Raw genomic sequence first — 21,820 nt, forward strand, 5'->3', positions numbered from 1 at the left:
AATTCCCGCCGTTAGTGCCAACGGCAATAAACGCCAGACCTCGGTTTCAACCAGCAATCTGTGCATATTGATCATTGCTCTGTTATTCCGGGTTTGCCATCATGCCCGCCATACTGAACCGATGAGACCATCCCTATGTATCAGGACATTACCTACAGTCTGGAAAACGGCATTGCCGTAATTACCCTGAACCGCCCAAAAGTGCTGAACGCCATCCGCGTACAGACTTATAAGGACGTTATTGCCGCCCTGCACGACAGTGATGCCAACGATGAGGTTAAAGTCATCGTGATGACAGGCGCCGAAGGCCGTTTTACCGCCGGTAACGATCTGGCCGACCTGCTGCCTGGCGGCGATCTGCCTGCAGTTCAGGACGGTGTTGCCGGCATTTTTGATGCCTTCGCCGGTCTGCAAAAGCCTCTGATTATGGCGCAGGAAGGTGTGGCCATCGGTATTGGCGCCAACATGCTGCTGCATGCCGATATCGCTTACGCCGGTAACAGCATCCGTTACAGCCTGCCATTTGCCAAAATCGGTGTCACTTCTGAAGGTGCCTGCTCGGTACTGCTGTCTGAAGCCATTGGTCCTAAGCGTGCGGCAGAACTGCTGTACACCGGCCGTTTCTTCTCCGCCGCCGAAGCCGAAAAATGGGGCCTGCTAACCGCCGCTGTGGAAGACGGTAAAGCACTGGAAACAGCGATGGCCACCGCCAACGAGTTACTGAAAAACTCTCAGGATTCGATCCGCGCCATTAAAAAACTGGGTCGCGCCGAAGGCCACCGTGAGCGTGTTAATAAAGCCGTTAAACTGGAGATGGAATTATTCTCCGGCCTGCTCGGCACACCAGAAACTCAGGCGCGTATTAATCACGTGCTGAAAGGCGGTAAATAAGTTCAGTACTTTTAAAGCACTACTGAATAAATAATTCAGCGGTGCTTTAACACTGAACCGTTTAAGACGTTCAATAAAAAACCGCCGATTGCGAACAACCGGCGGTTTTTTATTTTAAGGCAGGCACTGTATCCCCGTTTAAGCACAACAGAGCACACTACGAATAAAACGTCGCGCTGACCGCGATCAGGATATTGATTTTCCTGGCATCAGAATCCAGATAAGTACCATAATCGGCAGGTTTTTAACCACTGGCGCAAACGGATGCCACCAGAATTCAGGAGCAATAACCGACAGCAGTACGCTATAAACCGCAATAGTGATCAGCTGTATCTGAAAACACAGACGTTGCGCCCAGGGCAGTAACAGCCATAGTCCTAAAAGCGCATCCACAATACTGCCACCATAAAGCAGCCAGGGAGCCAGAGCATCGGCTACGCCACCCTGCTGTAAGATCACCAGACCAACATCCTGCGCCGTCGCGACCGACACCAGCGCCGTAATAAGCCAAAGCAGGCTCAAGGTCCAGCGACCGAACGTTTGCTGTAATGCCGTCATATTACCGCCAGAGGCTTAGCCACCATCAACCAGAAAAGCACCAGCATTGCAGCGAATGCCGGTATTCCCAATGCAATCCAGAGTCGCATCAGACGTTTAAAGCGTGCGCTTAAAAAACCATTTTCCATACAGGCTTCGCGGTGTAACTGATACTGAATCCAGACCACCGGCAGCCAGCAGCAACCAATCAATATAAACAACCCGGCGACCGTCAGAAACCACGGCGAGGTAAAACTGACATTCAGCAGAGACATCAACCACACACCGGAGATTAGCTGCACTAAAACCGCCGGAGCGGTAAACAACCAATCCGCCAGAATAACGATCCGGCTGACATTACGGATTGTTTCCTGACTGCGGCTGAGAACCGCCATTAACATAAAAAAAGCAATGCCACTGCCGGTGCCCATTAATACGACCGCCGAGAGAATGTGCAGCGTTTTCAGCAGAAAATAATCAGTCACCCTGCTCCTCCCTGATCACCAGCCCTAAGCTCTGTGCATAAGGGTAAAATTCCGGTAGTGAAAATTCACCGCTGCAGGCTCTGGCACCTGGATTCACCTGCCCTGCCAGCAATTGTCTGGCGATGATGATGGTCGACAATGTGGGGATAAAAGGGCCAATACCATCATAAGCCTCCAGACGCCAACAAAGCCTGCTGGCTGCACCCTGCGTATTCAGCCCGGCGATATCAATCTGCATCGCACCATCAGCGCTGCCCAGTTTACTGAACCAATGGCTCATCCGATAAATCAGAGCCGTTGCCGGTGCCCAGTTTTTAATCAGGCGCAGACGCGCCAGTGAAGCCATCGCCAGCATCGAAAAATGCGGAAACGTCAGCTCAAGACTGGCCTGAAAACGTACCCGCTCAGTAACCGCAAACTGCGCCGGGAACAGTTCCAGATCGGGCACATCCACATTCGCCAGCCAACGCCATCCCAACCTTGGGCCAAAATATTTACGCCGGGAATTCATCCAGCCATACACCGTACGTACACGTCCCTGTTCAAACACAGAGAAAGGACGGCCGGTGTACGACAAAATGCCACGCAGCGTTGCTTCACCGCGTTCAGCCTGATTACCCGGTGCGATAGCAATATCAATGCTGTCGATCTGCCGGAAGTCTGATTGATAATGTTCAATAACCGCCGACGACAGCCCCGGTACCGAGCTGGCACCACTGATGATCTGCACTCCGGCGTCTTCAGCCTGTTTATTAAGTAAGGTTATATCGCAGACAAAACGACGGTCATCGGCAAGATCCAGATAATGCGCACCAACCGCAATACAGGCTTCGGCAACACGATAATTCTGCCCCTGAAAAGGACCACCGGTATGAATAACCAGAAACGGCGTTAAATCCTGCAGCTGTGCGCGGAAATCGGCCGCGTTGATATCCAGCGCAACGGCCTGTAATTCTGCTTTGGCTGACGGCTGCAACTGAGCAACCAGGGTACGAGCCTTATCTGAATGACGCCCACTGCACAGTAAGCAGATACCGCTGTCCTGAGCCAGAGTCTCACAAATGCGCTTACCGAAGTTTCCATAACCGCCCAATACAACGACTGTTTTCATCCTGATGACTGGTGCCTCGCTCCTGGTTTCTGATAGCAGACGCAGTATAACGGAGTGCCGGAGCGGGTAACCATGCTGTACTACACACTCTCCGCTGTTTTTCCCCGTTGTGCGCAGTGGCAGATCTGCAGATACCCAGCCATCTCTGCTAATCACTCTTTCTGGCATTGATTGAACCCGGCAACCTCAGTACCCTCACTTTCAATACCCCCAGTGATAAGGCAGGGATACCGGTATCAGAAACCGCTTTAAATATTCAGGATTTTTTCTGCCAGGCGTAAAAAGAACACGGGATTCAAGGAGTATTATGAGAAAAATACGCACGATACTGACAGTCATGATCATCGCATTTATGTTTGCACCACTCTCTCAATGCACGAGGACGATCGTACTGACACCCAATGGAGGAGGTGAGGGGGTCAACGAACTGAGCCGCGAAAGGGTGACAGAAACCTACGTTGTCTACGATAAAATTATGTCGCAGATTTCGACCGATCTCATTGAAGCATTCCTGTTAATTACTACCTTTTTTGCACCGCTGTTCATTAACCTGCTCAACCCCGAGTCTTACCGGATGAAGCTGTTGAACAACATTGCACAGTTAGCAGCAGGTGGATGGTTACTTTATTTCAGTGTTGTCGTTGTTTTTTTATTGGGCGATGCCCTGCTCTTTGGTTATCTGTTCTGCACGATCGTCGCCAGCCTGAATCTTGTAAACCTTTATGCCCTGTTCAGTCTCATTAAAAACCGCACAACACAGCAGCACAGTGCCGATATTCCGCCTCACTGAACAAGGGCACCTTGATCTGAACTTTTTCAGTAAGCCGGAGCCGGCGCTGAATTATTAAGAGGTGCCTAGGGCCTGTCGACACTAATTAAACAGGCCTGTTATTGGCTAAAAATATCTCAAACAAGGCGCTGAGAGTGTGGCCTAACGGGTTAAGCGAACGAACAGCAACGCAGGATGAGGGATTTTTAGCCATAACCCTTCGGGCTGTGGCCAGTTTTCCTCATTAACTTCGTCGTTCGTCATTCATTTAGCCCGCTAATATCACTCCTCTCTCCTTGTTCTGAGAAAAGCTGGCTCTCAGCAGGCCGGATTTACTTAGTGTCGACAGGCCCTAGGATAACCCGTTTTAACGCTGGCGGTTAAACTGCCGCTGAGCTGTGCAAAAACGCCGGTTAAATAACCGGCGCTTTTATTTTTACCGCACCAGGGCCTGTTAACACTAATTAAACAGGCCCTAAACCCGCTGTTTTTCTCCCGGCTTACTCCAAACGATCGCGCTGCTTCAGCCGCTGCCGGTACTGCCCGGGGGTAAGGCCCACCACCTGTTTAAAATCATGAATAAAATGTGCCTGATCGAAATAGCCGGCGTTATAAGCCGTTCCGGTCAGATCGGCTGGCGCTGTTTTCAGTAATTCCCGTGCATGCTGAACACGACGGATACGGGCCAGCTGTTTCGGTGTCAGACCGACCCATTGCCGGAATAATCGCTCAACCTGACGCTCTCCCAGTGCCATACGCCGGGCCAGATCGGCGGTAGAAAACTGCCCGCTGTCTGGCAATGAAGGCAACAACGCCACCAGAGGATTTTTTGCCTGAATCTGCACATCCAGCTGCCGCAGCAGCCAGAGTTCAATCTGTTGCAAACGTTCATTGACCGCATCCACTTCCCATACCTGCTGCCAGCTTGCTTCCAAAGGCAGATCGGTAACCGGTAACAGACAACCATTCAGCTCGGCCAGCGGCAGCTGAAAAAATGCATGTGCCGCACCAGGATAAAAGCGCACGCCAATAGCATCGACCTGACCGCTCAGTGTCAGGGTACCCGTACGTTGCGCAGGACCAATTAACAGACAGGGGCTGAGATAAGGCTGGCCATTGAAAATCAGCGGATCGGCAAAATTAAACACCACACCCGAACCTCCTTCAGGGTGCAGAAATTCATCGGCCAGTGCCGACTGCCCCACATGACAGCGGATATGCCAATAACACTGTACCAGCGGCTGTAATGCCGTTGTTGGCCGGAAAAACCGGAATCCAAGATGAGTAAGATGCTGTGTCATTGCCATACCCGTGCAGCGGTTCTGCCGCTGCATTGCAGACGGCGGTTCTTGCCAGTCTAACAAACCTCCCAAGCGCCTCACAGCACCGTAAAAGCCTTGCGCATGTCGTATTTTTACAATTACTGCCGGGAGCTGGCCGTTACTCTGCACAGGTATTTCAACCTCATCACGATTAACCAAATGCAATAAGGAGAGCCTTATGACTCAGCGTCTTAACTACTATCAGGCGGCCCCCACCGCCATGAAGCCCTTAATGGCCGGTGAGCAATATCTGAAAGAATGCGGACTGGAAAAATCGCTGCTGGAACTGGTGAAACTGCGGGTTTCGCAGCTGAACGGCTGTGCCTATTGTCTGGATATGCACAGTAAAGATGCCCGCGCAGCCGGCGAGAGCGAACAGCGTCTGTATACGCTCAGCGCCTGGCGTGAAGCACCCTTTTTCAGTCCGCGCGAACAGGCGGCGCTGGCCTGGGCAGAAGCCCTGACGCTGTTGTCTCAACAGCATCCGGCAGAGCAGCTTCTGGATGATGTGCGTCAGTCCTTTACCGATGCCGAGCTTACCAGCCTGACGCTGGCCATCTGCAATATCAACAGCTGGAACCGCTTTGCCGTGGGATTTGGTGCTGATGTGGGCTCTTACCAGCCGGGTGACTTTGACTGAGGCTGCCAGCTCAGAGCGCTGACCGCCTATCCGGGCTGGCCATTCAGGGCCAGCTCATCGCCGGCTTCCGGCTGGGTCGGTTGCTGCGCCAGCGGAACCAGCCGCAGTGACAGCATCGTCGTCGCTGAATTCCGGCAACGTCAGTATACGGAGCAACAGACCTCCCCAGCAGAATCCTTTACTCAGGTCACACAAGGAGCCTCTGTCCGCACCAGTAATGCGGGGGCTGAACAACGGGGGGCTGAACAACAGCCGCTTATTACCGGAAATACCAGGGCCTGTTAACTCTAAAAATCCGGCCTGTTTAATTAGTGTTAACAGGCCCCAGGCTTTAATCTGAATGTCTGCTGGGTGCTGAATACGGACATTTATCAGCAATCATTACTCCTTTAAGAGGTTATATTCGATGCCTGCTCTGTCTTCCGTTCCTGAACATTCTTTTCTTGCCAGTTGCCAGACTTCCGGAGCCTTTACCGATTGCTACACCATCACAGTGCCTGGGAATTTGGGGTTAGCTGAATTTATAGAAGCCTTTTATACGACGCGGCTGTTTAAAACCGAACGCTGGCTGCTGGCTAAAATATTGGCTTGCCCATCCAGTGACAGCCAGGTGCGGGATCTCGCCTATAGCGCAGCCAACCGCTTTTCAGCATGGCGCGTGGAACAGAGATCGGATCGTGAAATTTTGCTGGCCTTTGGTCAGACGCGCTCATGGCTTTATATTGAACCCCTTGCAGAGAGATTAAAGAACGGAGAGGCACCTGCAACCCGCTTATACTTTGGCTCTGCAGTATTCCCGGCACGCGCCGGAGGGAAATTCGGTTTTCTGTTTCATGCCCTGGGAGGCTTTCATCATCTATATTCCAGATGCTTACTGGCTGCAGCAGCCAAACGGCTAACAGTCACCGGGAGCCATTCCTGCTGATTATTGATAAACACGTTTCTCTCGCCGGCACGGAGCTATCCCCGCTCATAAAAAAACCGCACTCCGTTTCCGGTATGCGGTTTCTTTTTTATCGTGGTTGGCAAGTAAAGCCGCGGGCGGGTATAAAAACCTCAGGCAGCAATCACCTGTTCCAGCTTTTCCAGCAATAAGGTTTTTTGTTCTACCGCAATAAAGCTGGCCTGAATGCTGTTGGCGGCCAGTTGTGCTGCCTGACCGCGGGTCATACCCAGATGATCAGCCAGAGCCTGATAATTGGCGAGCAGATAACCACCAAAAAATGCCGGATCATCGGCATTAACGGTAACGCAAAGACCACGCTGCAGTAATTGCAGAATCGGGTGCTCGCTCATGTGCTGATACACCTTTAAGCGGGTATTTGACAACGGGCAAACGGTTAATGGAATCCCTTCGGCTGCAAGGCGTGTCATCATCGCTTCGCTGTCAGTGCAGCGCACCCCATGGTCAATACGCTCTACATTTAATACGTCGAGAGCACCTTCGATATAAGCAATCGGGCCTTCTTCACCGGCGTGGGCCACACGATGCAAACCGAGCTCAGCGGCGGCAGCAAACACCTTGGCAAATTTCTCCGGCGGGTTACCCAGTTCGGAAGAGTCGAGCCCGACACCAATAAATAAATGCAGATAAGGGATCGCCTGCTCAAGAGTGACAAAAGCCGCTTCTTCGCTCAGGTGACGCAGAAAACACAGAATCAGGCCGCTGCTGATGCCAAGTTGCTCCTGGCCATCCGCCAACGCACGGCTGATGCCGTCCAGCACGGTTTCCATGGCAATGCCGCGCTCGGTATGTGTCTGCGGGTCAAAGAAGGGTTCTATATGCACCACGCCCTCGTCATGGCAGCGTTGCAGATAAGCCCAGGTTAAATCGTAAAAATCCTGCTCGGTACGCAGCACGTCAGCACATTGGTAGTAAATATCGAGAAAGGACTGCAGATTGGTAAAGTTGTATGCTTGGCGGATCTGATCCACATCCTGATACGGCAGTTGAATGCCATTACGGGCAGCCAGCTCAAACATCAGTTCCGGCTCCAGCGAACCTTCCAAATGCAGGTGCAGTTCGGTTTTTGGCAAGGCCCGTAAAAAGGCTTCGTCGGCCAGCTCAGTTGCTGCCCGTGTATTCTGCAGGATGTGTTCAAATCCGCTCATGTTGATCTCCTTGATTAGCCTTTGTTCTGGGTACGATAGGCATAGGTGGCAGCAAAGCGCGATAAAATCCACTCGCCACTGGTAATTAAAGGATAGCGTGCATCACGCTCGGCGGTAATACAGCTGGGAATACAGCTTACCGGTGTGTCGTAACGAGGTTCGACAAAGAACGGCATGGAATAACGATGCACACCGGGGGCCAGGTTGCGTACACGATGCTCGGTGGAGCGGTAATAATCGTTGGTCCAGCGCTGCATTAAATCACCGATATTCACCACCAGCGCATCTTTAACCGGCGGCGCCGCAACCCATTCATCGCGGGCGTTACGTACCTCCAGACCACCGACATCATCCTGCAACAGCAGGGTCAGGCAGCCGTAATCGGTATGCGCGCCAGCGGCCTTGGCATCGGCATCCACCACCTGGTCGGCCGGACGCGGCGGGTAATGGATCATGCGCAGCACGGAAATATGCTGATCATCAAAATACTGATTAAAAAAGTCATCGGGTAACTGCAGTGCAATCGCCATGGCTTTTAACAGGCGACGGGCAACGCTCATCAGCAATCCGTAATGCTGATTCATCTGCTGCTGAAAACCGGGCAATACACCGTATTGATTCGGGCCGTAAAGCTGTGGACATGCCTTAACAACCGGATGCTCAGGATGGATATCGAGCGCCATATCGAAGGTTTCTTTCCAGTCGCTTGGCTTGCCCGGGTCCAGCTGTTCAGCACCGGCACTGCCCCAACCACGGTGGTTGCTGCTGTTGGCAATCAGTATCTGCTGTTTGAGCTCTTCCGGCTGGGCAAAAAATGTTTTTGCCAGGGCAAACATACTCTCAAGCTGGGCTGAGGAAATACCGTGTCCCTGAATATAGAAAAACCCGATCTCACGGCAGGCCTGATCGATTTTGTCCACGACCGGTCGCCAGTCTTCATGGTTGTCACTGAACAGTGGGGAAATATCAATGAGGGGAACATTATTCATCGTCATAGTTCGTGCCTTTTTTATTAAAAATAAGCACCTGGCGGCCAACAAGAGTCTTGCGAACATCCGTACCCGGCAGGTGTCTTTTTACGCTGTGGATAGTTATCTGGCGCAAAAAGAAGTCCGGTATTCACTCTTACCAAGAGGGTATTTTGGAACCGCGTTTATGCTGCGATGCCTTGCGGCACAACCGATAAAGGCGTTTCCCTTCTTACCAAGAGAATGGCGTCTTGGGCTCTTATGGTCTGGCTTCCATGCAGGCAGAGCGGCCGTAGCCGCCCTGCCGGAACAATGACACGTAGGTCAGTATTATTTCGGGATAGTAGCGTCAATGCCTTCGATAAACCAGTTTACACCGGCCAGTTCTTCGTCGGTCAGGGTGTGGCCGGCTTCGATCACCAGCTTACCTTCATTGCTCTTCATTGGGCCGGTAAATGGCTTCAGCTTACCGGATTTGATGTCATCATGTGCTTTTGTCACCGCGGTTTTTACATCAGCGGGCAGGTTGTCATTAACAGACGCAACCACCAGCATGTCTTCAGCAAAACCACCCCAGAAATCTTCCGGTTTCCAGGTGCCATCCATAATTTCCTGAATGGTTTTGATGTAATGCGGAGCCCAGTCATCACGGATAGAGAACATGTGTGCATTCGGTGCAAACTTGCTCATATCAGATGCCTGACCAATGGCTTTTACGCCACGCTTTTCAGCGGCCATCAATGGTGCTGGTGAGTCGGTATGCTGAATCAGCACGTCAACGCCCTGATCGATCAGAGCATTGGCGGCTTCGCTTTCTTTAACCGGGTCATACCAGGTGCTTACCCACATGATTTTGATTTTTACATCCGGATTAACGGATTTAGCCGCCATATATACGGAGTTGATATCGCGGATAACTTCCGGAATCGGGAAAGAAGCAATGTAACCAATGGTGTTGGTTTTGGTCATCATGCCGGCAGCGATACCGGAAACATAGCGACCTTCATAAGCACGCAGTACATAGGTAGAGAGGTTTTTGGCGCGCTTGTAACCGGTTGCGTGCTCAAAGAATACTTTTGGAAAACGCTTGGCGACTTTTTCAGTCGGGTTCATAAAACCGAAGGAGGTGGTGAAAATCAGATCATGACCGCTCTGCGCCATCTGACGGATCACACGCTCGGCATCTGCGCCTTCAGGTACTTTCTCAACAAAGGTGGTTTCGATTTTGTCGCCGAAGAATTTCTGCGCTTCCATACGACCACGGTCATGCTCATAAGACCAGCCATAATCACCCACCGGGCCAACGTACACGAAGCCAACTTTCATCGGATCTTCGGCCATTGCGCCAGTGCTCAGACCCAGCGCCAGAGCCGCAGACGTTACCCAGCGTTGCCAGTTCTTGTGTTTCTTCATCATGGTTTTGCTCCAAAGGTAGTACCTGCATGCAGGCTGTTAAAAACAGATTCATTGCCAATTTAGCAATAACTTGGCCAACTGGTCAGGAATAACAGAAATATGAATAAAACCGCCACATTATGCCAGAGTTGCAGGGCAAGATTGGCCCATAAAGATGGAAACCAGCAAAAATCCGCACTAAAAAACAGCCGTGATGCACCGTCTGCGCACCAAGACGGATCATGCAGATACAAAAACGGGGAAGCCGTTAGCGGCTTCCCCGTCAGAACCCGAACGCAGATGCGCTCAGTGGTTGGTCAGTGGTTCCTGCCCCGCTTTATCCGGGAAGGAATAACGCAACACGCGTTTAACCACCGTCAGGTACTGATGAACAAACGAGCCGGTGTTATAAGGGATGCCATGCGTCTTACACACCTGCTCTACCTTTTGCGCCATCGCAGGATAATGACGTGCCGGAATATCCGGAAACAGATGATGTTCAATCTGACAGCTTAAATGGCCGGTCAGAATATGAAACCAGCGCGCACCTTCAAGGTTGGACGAACCCAGAATCTGGCGGTAGTACCATTGACCGCGGGTTTCGTTTTTACATTCCTCTTCACTGAAGGTTTGCGCGTTTTCAGTAAAATGTCCGCAAAAAATAATGGTCGAGGTCCACAGATTACGGATCAGGTTTGCACACAGGTTGCCCAGCAATACCGACCAGAAAACCGGAAAGCACAACAACGGCCAAAAAATATAATCTTTAAAAACCTGCTTGCCGATTTTGCTGAAAAAAGCCGATTTTAATTCACTGCGGCTGATCGGCAGATGGCTCTCTTTACGCCGTTTGCCAAAGAAAATACGTTCAGCAGCTAACTCGTGATACGCCACGCCCCATTGAAATAACAGGCTCAGATTCAGGTAAGTAAAAAACTGCCAGAGGTTTTTCTTACGCCATGGAATATCGTCACTCAGGCGCAGCAGACCATAACCGTAGTCACGGTCTTTACCGATAATATTGGTGTAGGTGTGGTGCTCGTGGTTGTGATAACGCTTCCAGGAATCACCATCGCCGACAATATCCCACTCAAAATTGCGCGAATTAATGTGCGGGTCATTCATCCAGTCATACTGGCCGTGCATCACGTTATGACCAATTTCCATATTGTCGAGAATTTTAGCCAGCGCCAGCATAAGAACCCCGGCAACCCAGAATAACGGGTGTATAAAACCGAGCACAATCACCAGCCGGGAGCTTAAATCCAGCCCCCGCTGAAAACGGATAACACGACGAATATAATCGGCATCGGCCTGGCCGACGTTGCTCAGGGTTTCATCGCGGATGGCATTAATTTCCTGTTCAAAACTTAACAGGGTTTCTGCTGATGGAATACTTGTTGTCATTATTAGCCTCACAAATCCAGAATCAGGTCGCTGGCGGCAACCGAAATACACAGCTGAATATCTTCGCTGCCGGTATCGGAATAGGTACCGGTTTTGGTGTTAAACACCACCCCGCTTTCCTTTTTGCAGATGCACTGATGGCAGACGCCAATACGGCAACCACTGACGGGTTTAAGTCCGGCCTGTTCTGCGACATCAAGGAGTGTTTGTGCCGGTTCAGCGGCAACGTCGGCATTAATTGCCGAACGTTTAAAGGCCACCAGCGTGTCACTGGCATTGGCACGCTGCATATCAATGGGTGCCGCACCAAAATATTCAAAACGGATCTGCGCCGGATCAACCGCAAGCTCACTCAGTACGGCACGCGCGGCCTGAATCATCGGCGTCGGGCCACAAATCATAATGTCGCGGGCGGAGAAGTCCGGGCAATATTCACGGATATGCTCTGCACTGATAAAACCATGATCTTCGTTGTTCAGCAGTGTCAGACTGAACTGCGGCATATCCAGCAGCAGACGGTCGAATTCTTCACGGAACAGAAAGTGCTGTGCATGGCGGGCAAAATACAGCAACTGCACCGGGCGCGCAGAGCCCTCACGCTGCAGTTGCTGCAACAGCGAACGGAAAGGTGTGATGCCACTGCCACCGGCAATCAGCAGCAAGGGAGCAGCGCTCTGACTGGCAATAAAATCCCCCTGTGCCGCTGACAGAGTTACCAGTCCACCACCGGCAAAATGCTGGCGTAACCAGGGCGTTATACGTCCCTGATCCTGTACGCGGATGGTCAGCTCAATCAGTCCGGTACGGGCAAAATAGGCGGGAGAGGATGAAATGCTGAAGATCCGGCTGACCCGGCGGCCATCCTGTTCTGCGCTGATTTCAACGTATTGTCCGGCCTGAAAACCCGCCCAGCCTTTAGCCGGACGCAGCACCAGTGAATACACATCCTCGAGCTCCGTACGTACTTCGAGTACGCGGGCACGCCAGCCAGCGGTACTCCAGTGAGGCAGAAAAAGCTGGATCAGCGGTTCAAAATAAGCAGAAAAATGGTCGTGCTGGGTCAGGCTGGATGCCAGCCAGCGGCGCAGCCCCACACCTGTTGCTGCAGCAAGCGGAGCTGGCCCGGAGGAGCGCGGTGAGAGCGCCGGGTCGGTCATGGTCGTCATAATGCACCTGATTCAATGTGGACACATCTGCGTGTGTTTGGTTATCAGCGCGTGTTTTAACGACTCATCCGACTAAAGTCCAACAGCGAAAATCCAGCACAAAGTCAGCTCTTTTTCAGCAGATTCAATGCACACAAGCCGAGTAAGTGCTCCCTAACCCACAATCAGCCATCAGGCTTAGCCGCGCTTGCAGGACTGACTCTCAGCTCAGAGAAAACACACCGACTCTTTAAGAATTAATGAACCAAAGGAATTAATATTATGAAAATGGCCAGATAATCGCGACCATAAAGAGGTAATCCGCACATCAGAATTACAGCGTTGCCTGCAATACCGGAGACGATGCATTTTCTCCCGCAACAGAATCGCCCTGCAGCGCCTGCCCCTGACTGACCACGCGGTTCCGGCCGGAATGCTTGGCCAGATACAATCGCTGATCGGCCATACTGTAGAGGTGAACAAAATCCTTTCCGTCATCACCGAGGGTGGCAACTCCGGCACTCAGCGTCGGTGTGACCGGCAGACCCGCGACCAGCGGATGCTGTTCCGCCAGGCCAGTACGTAAAACGTCGGCAACAGCATGTGCTTCTTCCCGCCCACTCCCGGGCAGCAGGATGCAGAATTCTTCGCCACCGAGGCGAAAGGCCGAATCCCGGCGACGGATATTCCGCTGAATATGAGACGCGACAGCCACCAGAACCTGATCGCCTGTGTCATGGCCGTAGTGGTCGTTAATTTTCTTAAAATAATCGAGGTCGATCAGCAGCAGACTGAGCGGCTGTCGCTGGACTTCGGCCTGCTGACGCTCACGGTTAAAGATTTCAGTCAGACGCAGACGGTTATATAAACCGGTCAGAGCATCTCTGGATGCCAGCTTCAGCAGGATTCTCTGCGAACGTTCGCGGCTTAACTCATAAATATGAGAGAAGGCCCACAAGGCAGCGGCACACACCATCACATTCGCCAGTACAACCGTATTAATCACTTCCGGGTTACTGTGGAAGCGCCAGATATAAACGATGGCTGCCAGCGTCATAAAAAGGCAGGCCATAGCAAAGCCGCGCCACAAACCGAGCAACAGATAAGAAACAATCGGAATCAGCAGTACCCAGACAAACATACCGTAGCTGATACGTGGGTCAGACAATGCAAACAGGATGATGGAGAAAAACGGGATCAGGTACAGAAAAGACCACAGCCGCAGGGCTTTCAAAGCATCGACATTACGCCATAACCACAACGAGGCGATGCTCATCGCCAGCTCAGCCCAGGCCAACCCGACCAGTCCGCGCTGAATATTAATAAGGAAGTACAGGATGCCAGCACCGCTGACCATTAACAGCAAAACCTTAAAAATCACACGCTGGTGAAGGGATTCCGGGGTAACCGCCATGATGTTTCCTGTCAGGGCCTGCCACCACGTAAGAAGAAGACGGGAACGGCAAGGCGATAAGGCATGACCAGACAACTGCAGAGCCACAGCTATTGGTAAATATACGCCACTGATATTGATATTAACGAGTAATACCTACCGAGACGATGGATCTTCTGTGAGTTTTGGTAACGCCTAAAGGCAACATGCCGTTGCAGAATGTTACAGCCTGCAGTATGCCCCTCCCTTTCCCCGGCAGCGGATAACAGCCATAAAAAAAGCGACCCGAAGGTCGCTTTTTCTGAACACTAACGTGTCAACATTTTCTAAGAGATCTTAGATGTTGTTGAACTGGTTAGAAGTGTTCTTAGCACCGCCTGCTTTCAGTGCGTAATCACCAGAGAAGTACTCTTTGTGATCATCACCGATGTCAGAACCGGACATGTTCTGGTGCTTAACGCAAGCGATACCCTGACGGATTTCCTTACGCTGTACGCCAGCAACATAACCCAGCATACCGGCTTCGCCGAAGTATTCTTTTGCCAGGTTGTCCACAGACAGAGCAGTGGTGTGGTAAGTAGGCAGAGTGATCAGGTGATGGAAGATGTTCGCTTCACGTGAAGATTCAGCCTGGAAGTTCTGGATACGCTTGTCAGCTTCTGCAGCCAGCTCAGACGCATCGTAGTCAGCAGACATCAGCTTGCTACGGTCGTAAGCAGAAACGTCTTTACCTTCAGCAACCCATGCATCATAGGTCTGCTGACGGAAGCTCAGAGTCCAGTTGAAAGATGGAGAGTTGTTGTAAACCAGTTTCGCATCTGGGTGAACTTTACGAACGTCGTTCATCATGTCACGGATTTCGTGAACAGTTGGGATCGCAGTTTCGATCCACAGCAGGTCAGCACCAGCGTTGATAGCGTGGATACAGTCGAATACGCAACGCTCATGGCCAGTACCTTCACGGAACTGGAACAGACCAGAAGCCAGACGCTTAGGACGAACCAGTTTGCCATCACGGCTGATCAGTACGTCACCCGCTTTGGTTTCTTCAGGAGTTACTTCTTCAACGTCCAGGAAGGAGTTGTAGATGTCGCCTTCGTCACCTGGCTCGTTCACAACAGCGATCTGCTTGGTCAGGCCAGCACCTTCGGAGTCGGTACGTGCAACGATGATACCGTCGTCAACACCCATTTCCAGGAAAGCGTAACGCAGAGCGCGGATTTTAGAGTGGAAGTCAGCGTGTGGAACAGTAACTTTACCGTCCTGGTGACCACACTGCTTCTCATCAGCAACCTGGTTTTCGATCTGCAGTGCACAAGCACCAGCTTCGATCATTTTCTTAGCCAGCAGGTAAGTGGCTTCTTCGTTACCGAAACCAGCGTCGATGTCAGCGATGATTGGTACGATGTGAGTTTCGTAGTTATCGATCTTAGCTTCAACTTCTTTGGCTTTAGCTTCGTCGCCAGCAGCGCGTGCAGCGTCCAGTTCACGGAACAGGCCACCCAGTTCACGTGCATCAGCCTGACGCAGGAACTTGTACAGTTCTTCGATCAGGTCAGCAACAACAGTCTTCTCGTGCATAGACTGGTCAGGCAGAGGACCGAAGTCAGAACGCAGAGCAGCAACCATCCAGCCAGACAGGTACAGGTATTTACGTTCGGTAGTACCGAAGTGCTTCTTGATGGAGATCAGTTTCTGCTGACCTACGAAACCGTGCCAGCAACCCAGAGACTGAGTGTATTTGGTTTTGTCTGCATCGAATGCAGCCATGTCACGACGCATGATAGCGGCAGTGTACTTAGCGATATCCAGACCGGTTTTGAATTTGTTCTGCAGACGCATACGGGCTACAGATTCTGGCTTGATAGCAGACCACTGAGCACCGTTCTGTTCGATCAGCGCCTGAGCGGTTTTGGTTTCAGCTTGGTATGACATGAATCAGTCCTTCAAGTTGGTGGGTGACGTTCGTCCTGACAGTCACAATGACTGCGGGCAATACGTTAAATGCAGGCGAATAGTAGTGATTTCATCCCCATAATTGAAATCAATACCATGTATACCTGATATTTCTTATATGAATGAAGGAATCAAACAAGAGATGTCAGCCCGACAAGGCTGAGCAGATGCGCGGGAAGCCCCGGCTAATCAGTCTTAACAGGCAGTCTGACGGTAAAGGTCGAGCCTTCGCCGGGTTTACTTTTTACCAGTATTTCGCCGCCGTGCTCTTGCACCATGCCATGGGAAATCGACAATCCCAGGCCCGTGCCCTCCCCAACCGGCTTGGTGGTAAAAAACGGGGTAAACAGGTAGCGCATGTTCTCTTCGCTGATGCCGTGGCCGTTATCGCTGACCGCAACCTCAATCCAGCCATCCACCAGCCGGCTGCTGATACGGATCAGACCATTTTCCGGTACGGCCTGATTGGCATTGGCGATCAGGTTGGTAAACACCTGATTGAGCTTGCCAAAATAGCCCTGAATAACCGGTAGCTCACCATAATCAACATCGACCTGCGCATGGTATTTGGTCTGATTATTAAGAATATTCAGCGCCCCACGCAGGCAGTCATTCACATCCACCGGCGCTTTTTCACCATCATCCTGGCGGATAAAGGATTTCAGATCGGCCACAATCTGCTTTACCCGCTCCAGCCCTTCAATGGTTTCCAGTGCCAGACTCTGATAATCACTGAGCAGGTAGGCAATATCATATTGTAATAAGGCATTACGCCAGCCATCACGCAGAGATTCGGCAGTGTCGCCTTTAGCGATGATACCGTCCATATGATGCAGAAAGCGCTGTATATCCTGCAGACCTTCCACCAGACTGGAAAAATTGCTGTAGATATAGCCCAGTGGATTATTAATTTCATGGGCGACCCCGGCGGCCAGGACGCCAAGCGAAGCCATCTTTTCTGATTGCACAACAATCTGCTGCTGCTCCTGCAAATTGCGGTTTACTTCTTTCAGCTGTTCATTGGTCAGAAAGAGTTCACGCGAACGGTCTTCCAACAATTGCTCCGCTTGTTTACGCAGCTGTTTCTCCCGCAGGTAGGCTTTTTCGTAATCCATCTCAGACATCGCGACCATTACCTCTCCAGCTTAATGTGCAGACTGCAACAATCCGCGCCCCGGTGCATACAAGGATCATGCTGCAGCTGATATTTCTCGCCAAAATGCTCGGCACTGCCGGCGATCAGGCCTTCTGCCAGCCGGCAAAGCTTACGCGGAGAGCGATAATTCATCGTGACTTCGTCACTGCTGCCACCTTCATAGGTGAAACTGGGCAAAGCCGCATCCGGATAGAGTTTCCTCACCTCGACATGCACGATGCGGTCAACCGATATCAGGAAATCAATCAGGCCACTGGCGTTATCGAAAAATCCCGGAAAGCGCTTGTAGAACTCTTTCACCATAAACTCACCAAAGCTGAACACCAGCTCATCGGCAGGTTTACCCGTTACCTCGCTGGCTGCAGCAACCAGTTTCAGTAACTCCTCGTCCGGATAGGTCTGGGTTGAGATATACAGCCCATCAGCACCGGCCTTATCGAGTAGCGCATTCCAGCCAGCAAGGCCGAACTGCTCCTCGACCATGTCACGCAGGATGTCAAAAACCACACCTTTCATCGGAAGTCTTCCCGTAACAGACCAGTTTGACTTCAGTTTAGCCAATCAATCTCCGGTCACTCAGATCTACCTTCCGGCTGTCAGAAGAAAAGTATCTTAATAATGTGGTTTTAAGACCGTCTTGTACGCGAATGCATCAGACAAACTCAGCGGCTGCCACTGCGCTTGACCAGGCCCACTGGAAGTTAAACCCGCCCAGATGACCGGTGACATCCACCACCTCGCCAATAAAGAACAAGCCCGGGAAGCGTTGCGCTTCCATGGTTTTGGATGACAACTCAACGGTATCGACCCCGCCCAGTGCCACCTCGGCGGTGCGGTAACCTTCGGTTCCGGCCGGTTTAACCTGCCACTGATGCAGCCCCAGAGCAATGGCATCCATATCAGCACCGGACAGCTGAGCCAGCGTGCTTTGTTGCCAGACAGAGGATGCCAGCCAGTACTCGGCAAACTTCTGTGTGGTCAACTCCGCCAGCCAGTTTTTCAGCGTCAGCTTTGGCCGCTCATGCTGCAACTGGCGCAGCAGCGCTGGCACATCCTGTTCAGGCAGCAGATTAATCATCAGGCTCTGTCCCGCCTGCCAATAAGACGAAATCTGCAGCATGGCGGGGCCGCTGAGACCCCGGTGGGTAAACAGCATATCGTCGCGGAAAACCTGGCCCGCGCACTCCACCTCTATATTAAGTGCCGTGCCGGACAATGCCTCACTCAGCTGCTTGTTATGATCGGTCAGGGTAAAAGGCACCAGACCCGCCCGCGGCGGATATACCTTAAGACCAAACTGCTGCGCCAGTTCATAGCCAAAGCCTGTCGCTCCCAACGTTGGAATTGACGGCCCGCCGGTTGCAACCACCAGCGACTCACAGCCAAGCAAGCGACTGCCCGCCTTCATCTGATAACGACAGCCTGACTGATCGCTCTGAGCAATATCACTGGCTGCGGTGTCCAGCCAGATCTGCACGCCCTGCTGCTCACACTCGCTGAGCAGCATATTGAGGATGTCCGATGCTTTGTTATCGCAGAACAGCTGGCCGTCTTTCTTTTCGTGATAGGCAATACCATGGGATTCCACCAACGCAATAAAATCCCATTGGGTATAACGTTTCAGCGCCGACTTACAGAAATGCGGGTTATGGCTGAGGTATTTATCCGGGGCGACAAAGTAGTTGGTAAAATTACAACGCCCACCACCCGACATAAGAATTTTCTTACCCGCTTTATTGGCATGATCAACAATCAGTACCGAACGGCCACGGGCAGCCGCTTGTGCAGCGCACATTAATCCGGCGGCACCGGCGCCAATGACGATAACATCAAATTTCTGTAGCATTTCGGTCATAAAATTATTCAACGCGCCGCGGTCTGTGGACAGGGCGCTATTATGCCACCGAATCCAATAATAAAGAGTAGTTGCGCTATGGAGTTGTTTGATCGTCAGGGCTTACTGCAGGCCACCGGCCTGACACCGCGTAAACTGGAATTTCTGCTGCGCCTGCTGAAAGGTCCGACACTGAACCGTATCTACAATCAGCTGGACGAAAAACAGGGCATCGATATGATTGAAAATGCCCTGCACCACCTGAAAATCCATCTGGATTACGACCCTGCAGCCCTTGATGCGGCCATTCCTGCAGAAGGGCCTTTTGTTACCGTGTCCAACCACCCTTTTGGCTTTCTTGATGGCGTTATTCTGCTGTTGGTAATTGGCCGGAAGCGCCCCGAATTCCGTGCGGTTGCTAATTTTTTACTGAGCTATTTTGCACCGATATCCGACCTGTTTATCACCGTGAACCCATTTGAAAATTCAGGCCCGAAAGGCATGGGCGGTATGCGTAAATCTCTGGCTCAGCTGGAACGTGGTGAAGGGCTGGGGCTGTTCCCCGCCGGGGAAGTGTCAACCTGGTATAAAGGCCAATCCGGTGTTTATGACCGCCCCTGGTCAATTTCCAGTATGCGTCTGATCCGCAAAGCCGAAGTGCCGGTCATCCCGATTTATTTTCATGGTCATAACAGCCGCAGTTTTCATATGCTGGGAAAAGTGCACCCTGCGCTGCGCACGCTGCGGATTCCGGCAGAATTCCTGAAGAAACAGAACTCAACGATTCAGATGGGAATTGGTGAACGGATAGAATGGCAGGAACTGGCACAGCTGGAAAGCAATGAGGCCATGCGCGATCTTCTGCGTCGCCGCACCTACGAACAGGCGATTAAGTTCCGCCGTTAAGCGCGCATTAAATCCGTTTGTTCAGTCCTGCAGCAGGGCTTTTACCGGTGCATAACTGCGCCGGTGAATTTCGCAGGGACCAAGCGCCTGTAAGGCTTCCATATGCGCGGCGGTGCCATAACCTTTGTGTTTGGCAAAACCATACCCCGGATACTGTTTATCCAGTTCCAGCATTTCCCGGTCGCGCTGAACTTTAGCCAGTACCGAGGCCGCGGAAATCGCCGTTACCAGACTGTCGCCTTTAATGATGGTGGTTACTTCGAGCGGGGTTTGCGGCGCTTTATTACCGTCCACCAGCGCGTGCTGGCAAGGCAATTTAAGGCCGTCAATCGCGCGGCTCATTGCCAGCATACGCGCATTAAGAATATTCAGCCGGTCAATCTCTTCTACCGTGGCACGGGCAATACAATAATCGAGCGCTTTTTCACGGATTTCATCGAATAATTTTTCACGCTTTTTTTCCGTGAGTTTTTTCGAATCGTTCAGCCCTTCGATCGGATTTTCCGGATCAAGAATGACAGCTGCAGCCATAACGTCACCGCATAAAGGGCCGGCGCCGGCTTCATCCACACCGCAATAAGGAATGCCCTGCCCGAACAGGGATGCTTCGATTTCGGTCTGAAAAGCAGTGGCTTTTTCAGTTGTGATAGCGTCAGTCATTATCGCTGCAGCAAAGCGCTGATCGCATCCGCCGCTTCATCATCGGCATTACGCTTCAGCTGGCGGTGAATAAACAGAAAAGTTTCATGCAGCTGATGCATGGCGTCAGAATCTTCCAGACGCACCAGCAGTGCTTCAGACAGATTTTCAGACGTAGCCTCGTGCTGAATAAACTCCGGTACTAATTCGCGTCCGGCCAGTAAATTAGGCAGCGAAATATAAGGCTGAGTGACCAGCTTTTTCAGAATTTTATACGTCAGTGGCGCCACGATATAACTCACCACCATCGGTTTTTTCAGCAACATGGCTTCGAGAGTCGCTGTACCGGACGCCAGCAAAATAGTATCGGCAGCGGCCATACAGGTATGCGACTGCCCCAGCACCACTTTAACCGGCAGGCTGGCCGGATAGGCGGCGAGCATAGCTTCAATCTGATTGCGGCGCTCGACCGAGGCGGCCGGAATAATAAATTGCAGGTCGTTGCGCTTCAGCAACATGCGTTCAGCAGTCTGCAGAAACAAAGCTCCCAAGCGTTCGACCTCACCACTGCGACTGCCGGGCATCAGACAAACCACCGGACGTTTGCTATCCAGTCCAAGCGTTTCCCGGGCCGGAGCGACCGGTGTTTCAAACGGGATTTTATCTGCCAGATGATGGCCGACAAATTTCACCGGCACCTGATGTTCTTCATAGAACCGGGCTTCAAACGGAAACAGCGTCAGCATCAGATCGACGGCTTTGGCTATTTTAAACACGCGCTTTTCCCGCCAGGCCCAGACCGAAGGACTGACGTAATGCGCGGTTTTAATACCCGCTGCACGTAATTTCTGTTCCAGAGTGAGATTAAAATCCGGGGCATCGATGCCGATAAAGACATCCGGCGGATTTTTCTTCCAGTATTTGACCAGGTCACGGCGGACCTTCAGCAGCTCGAATAAGCGCCCGAGTACTTCCACCAGCCCCATTACCGCCAGACGTTCCATCGGTACAAAACTGTGGAAACCATGAGCCTGCATCAACGGGCCGCCAATACCTTCAAACTGGGCATCGGGGTAGCGGGCTTTAAGAGATTTAATCAGGCCTGCGCCGAGCATATCGCCCGACGTCTCACCGGCAACAATAGCAATACGCAT

General features: G+C 51.8%; 21 protein-coding genes. 5 read left to right on the plus strand and 16 right to left on the minus strand.

Features of this window, described 5'->3' with window-relative positions; all coding sequences use genetic code 11:
* Nucleotides 1–135: 135 nt before the first annotated feature.
* A complete protein-coding gene (locus HUF18_RS01910; RefSeq protein ID WP_225690942.1) occupies nt 136–891 on the plus strand; it encodes an enoyl-CoA hydratase/isomerase family protein in 756 nt (251 codons plus the stop codon).
* A gap of 186 nt (nt 892–1,077) precedes the next feature.
* On the opposite strand, the gene HUF18_RS01915 is transcribed toward HUF18_RS01910, so the two are convergent.
* From HUF18_RS01915 to HUF18_RS01925, 3 genes are read right to left on the minus strand one after another with little or no spacing between them, the layout of a single operon-like run.
* Nucleotides 1,078–1,449, minus strand: coding sequence for a DoxX-like family protein (locus tag HUF18_RS01915; protein ID WP_145470013.1), 372 nt, complete (start codon nt 1,447–1,449; stop codon nt 1,078–1,080).
* Nucleotides 1,446–1,913 (minus strand): DUF2269 family protein, encoded by a 468-nt coding sequence (locus HUF18_RS01920; RefSeq protein WP_225690943.1) that lies wholly within the window; start codon nt 1,911–1,913, stop codon nt 1,446–1,448. Before HUF18_RS01920 ends, HUF18_RS01915 begins: the two co-directional genes overlap by 4 nt.
* Nucleotides 1,906–3,024, minus strand: a complete 1,119-nt coding sequence (locus HUF18_RS01925) for a saccharopine dehydrogenase family protein (protein WP_225690944.1) — start codon at nt 3,022–3,024, stop codon at nt 1,906–1,908. Before HUF18_RS01925 ends, HUF18_RS01920 begins: the two co-directional genes overlap by 8 nt.
* Nucleotides 3,025–3,331: 307 nt before the next feature.
* Between HUF18_RS01925 and HUF18_RS01930 the strand changes: the two genes are divergently transcribed.
* A complete protein-coding gene (locus HUF18_RS01930) occupies nt 3,332–3,814 on the plus strand; it encodes a hypothetical protein (protein ID WP_225690945.1) in 483 nt (160 codons plus the stop codon).
* Nucleotides 3,815–4,293: 479 nt separating this feature from the next.
* Here HUF18_RS01930 and HUF18_RS01935 read toward each other — a convergent pair whose 3' ends face one another.
* Nucleotides 4,294–5,094 carry a helix-turn-helix domain-containing protein gene (locus HUF18_RS01935; RefSeq protein ID WP_225690946.1) on the minus strand — a complete coding sequence of 267 codons (801 nt, stop codon included), beginning with the start codon at nt 5,092–5,094 and terminating at the stop codon, nt 4,294–4,296.
* 199 nt (nt 5,095–5,293) lie between these two features.
* Here HUF18_RS01935 and HUF18_RS01940 point away from each other — a divergent pair, with 199 nt between their 5' ends.
* Together HUF18_RS01940 and HUF18_RS01945 are read left to right on the plus strand one after the other, a co-directional pair.
* Nucleotides 5,294–5,755 (plus strand): carboxymuconolactone decarboxylase family protein, encoded by a 462-nt coding sequence (locus HUF18_RS01940; RefSeq protein WP_225690947.1) that lies wholly within the window; start codon nt 5,294–5,296, stop codon nt 5,753–5,755.
* A 406-nt stretch (nt 5,756–6,161) separates the two neighbouring features.
* Nucleotides 6,162–6,680 (plus strand): hypothetical protein, encoded by a 519-nt coding sequence (locus HUF18_RS01945; RefSeq protein WP_225690948.1) that lies wholly within the window; start codon nt 6,162–6,164, stop codon nt 6,678–6,680.
* Nucleotides 6,681–6,811: 131 nt separating this feature from the next.
* Here HUF18_RS01945 and HUF18_RS01950 read toward each other — a convergent pair whose 3' ends face one another.
* From HUF18_RS01950 to HUF18_RS01995, 10 genes are all read right to left on the minus strand, one after another.
* Nucleotides 6,812–7,867 (minus strand): adenosine deaminase, encoded by a 1,056-nt coding sequence (locus tag HUF18_RS01950; RefSeq protein ID WP_145470006.1) that lies wholly within the window; start codon nt 7,865–7,867, stop codon nt 6,812–6,814.
* A 14-nt stretch (nt 7,868–7,881) separates the two neighbouring features.
* On the minus strand, nt 7,882–8,862 hold the full coding sequence (locus HUF18_RS01955) for an isopenicillin N synthase family dioxygenase (RefSeq protein WP_225690949.1): 981 nt from the start codon (nt 8,860–8,862) through the stop codon (nt 7,882–7,884).
* Between the two features lie 303 nt (nt 8,863–9,165).
* Nucleotides 9,166–10,248, minus strand: a complete 1,083-nt coding sequence (locus HUF18_RS01960; protein WP_225690971.1) for a BMP family ABC transporter substrate-binding protein — start codon at nt 10,246–10,248, stop codon at nt 9,166–9,168.
* A 288-nt stretch (nt 10,249–10,536) separates the two neighbouring features.
* A complete protein-coding gene (locus tag HUF18_RS01965; RefSeq protein ID WP_225690950.1) occupies nt 10,537–11,637 on the minus strand; it encodes a fatty acid desaturase family protein in 1,101 nt (366 codons plus the stop codon).
* An 8-nt stretch (nt 11,638–11,645) separates the two neighbouring features.
* On the minus strand, nt 11,646–12,803 hold the full coding sequence (locus HUF18_RS01970; RefSeq protein WP_225690951.1) for a ferredoxin reductase: 1,158 nt from the start codon (nt 12,801–12,803) through the stop codon (nt 11,646–11,648).
* Nucleotides 12,804–13,116: 313 nt separating this feature from the next.
* A complete protein-coding gene (locus HUF18_RS01975; RefSeq protein ID WP_225690952.1) occupies nt 13,117–14,196 on the minus strand; it encodes a GGDEF domain-containing protein in 1,080 nt (359 codons plus the stop codon).
* Nucleotides 14,197–14,511: 315 nt separating this feature from the next.
* Entirely contained in the window at nt 14,512–16,110 is a 1,599-nt protein-coding gene (locus HUF18_RS01980) for an isocitrate lyase (protein WP_145470002.1), read from the minus strand.
* A gap of 206 nt (nt 16,111–16,316) precedes the next feature.
* A complete protein-coding gene (locus HUF18_RS01985; protein WP_145470001.1) occupies nt 16,317–17,264 on the minus strand; it encodes a sensor histidine kinase in 948 nt (315 codons plus the stop codon).
* The gene (locus HUF18_RS01990) at nt 17,264–17,803 is read right to left on the minus strand and encodes a heme NO-binding domain-containing protein (RefSeq protein ID WP_145470000.1); all 540 of its coding nucleotides are present in this window, start codon (nt 17,801–17,803) and stop codon (nt 17,264–17,266) included. The genes HUF18_RS01985 and HUF18_RS01990 overlap by 1 nt, the downstream gene beginning before the upstream one ends.
* Nucleotides 17,804–17,939: 136 nt before the next feature.
* On the minus strand, nt 17,940–19,142 hold the full coding sequence (locus HUF18_RS01995; RefSeq protein ID WP_342453555.1) for an NAD(P)/FAD-dependent oxidoreductase: 1,203 nt from the start codon (nt 19,140–19,142) through the stop codon (nt 17,940–17,942).
* A 78-nt stretch (nt 19,143–19,220) separates the two neighbouring features.
* Here HUF18_RS01995 and HUF18_RS02000 point away from each other — a divergent pair, with 78 nt between their 5' ends.
* Entirely contained in the window at nt 19,221–20,027 is an 807-nt protein-coding gene (locus HUF18_RS02000; protein ID WP_186435986.1) for a lysophospholipid acyltransferase family protein, read from the plus strand.
* Between the two features lie 21 nt (nt 20,028–20,048).
* Here the strand turns inward: HUF18_RS02000 and rnhB are convergent, their stop codons facing one another.
* Both rnhB and lpxB read right to left on the minus strand, forming a co-directional pair.
* On the minus strand, nt 20,049–20,687 hold the full coding sequence (gene rnhB, locus HUF18_RS02005) for a ribonuclease HII (RefSeq protein ID WP_225690953.1): 639 nt from the start codon (nt 20,685–20,687) through the stop codon (nt 20,049–20,051).
* Nucleotides 20,687–21,820 carry a lipid-A-disaccharide synthase gene (gene lpxB / locus HUF18_RS02010; protein ID WP_225690954.1) on the minus strand — a complete coding sequence of 378 codons (1,134 nt, stop codon included), beginning with the start codon at nt 21,818–21,820 and terminating at the stop codon, nt 20,687–20,689. Before lpxB ends, rnhB begins: the two co-directional genes overlap by 1 nt.

Source organism: Thalassolituus sp. ST750PaO-4 (genome assembly GCF_020320405.1).
GTDB classification, from domain to species: domain Bacteria; phylum Pseudomonadota; class Gammaproteobacteria; order Pseudomonadales; family Oceanobacteraceae; genus Venatoribacter; species Venatoribacter alkanivorans.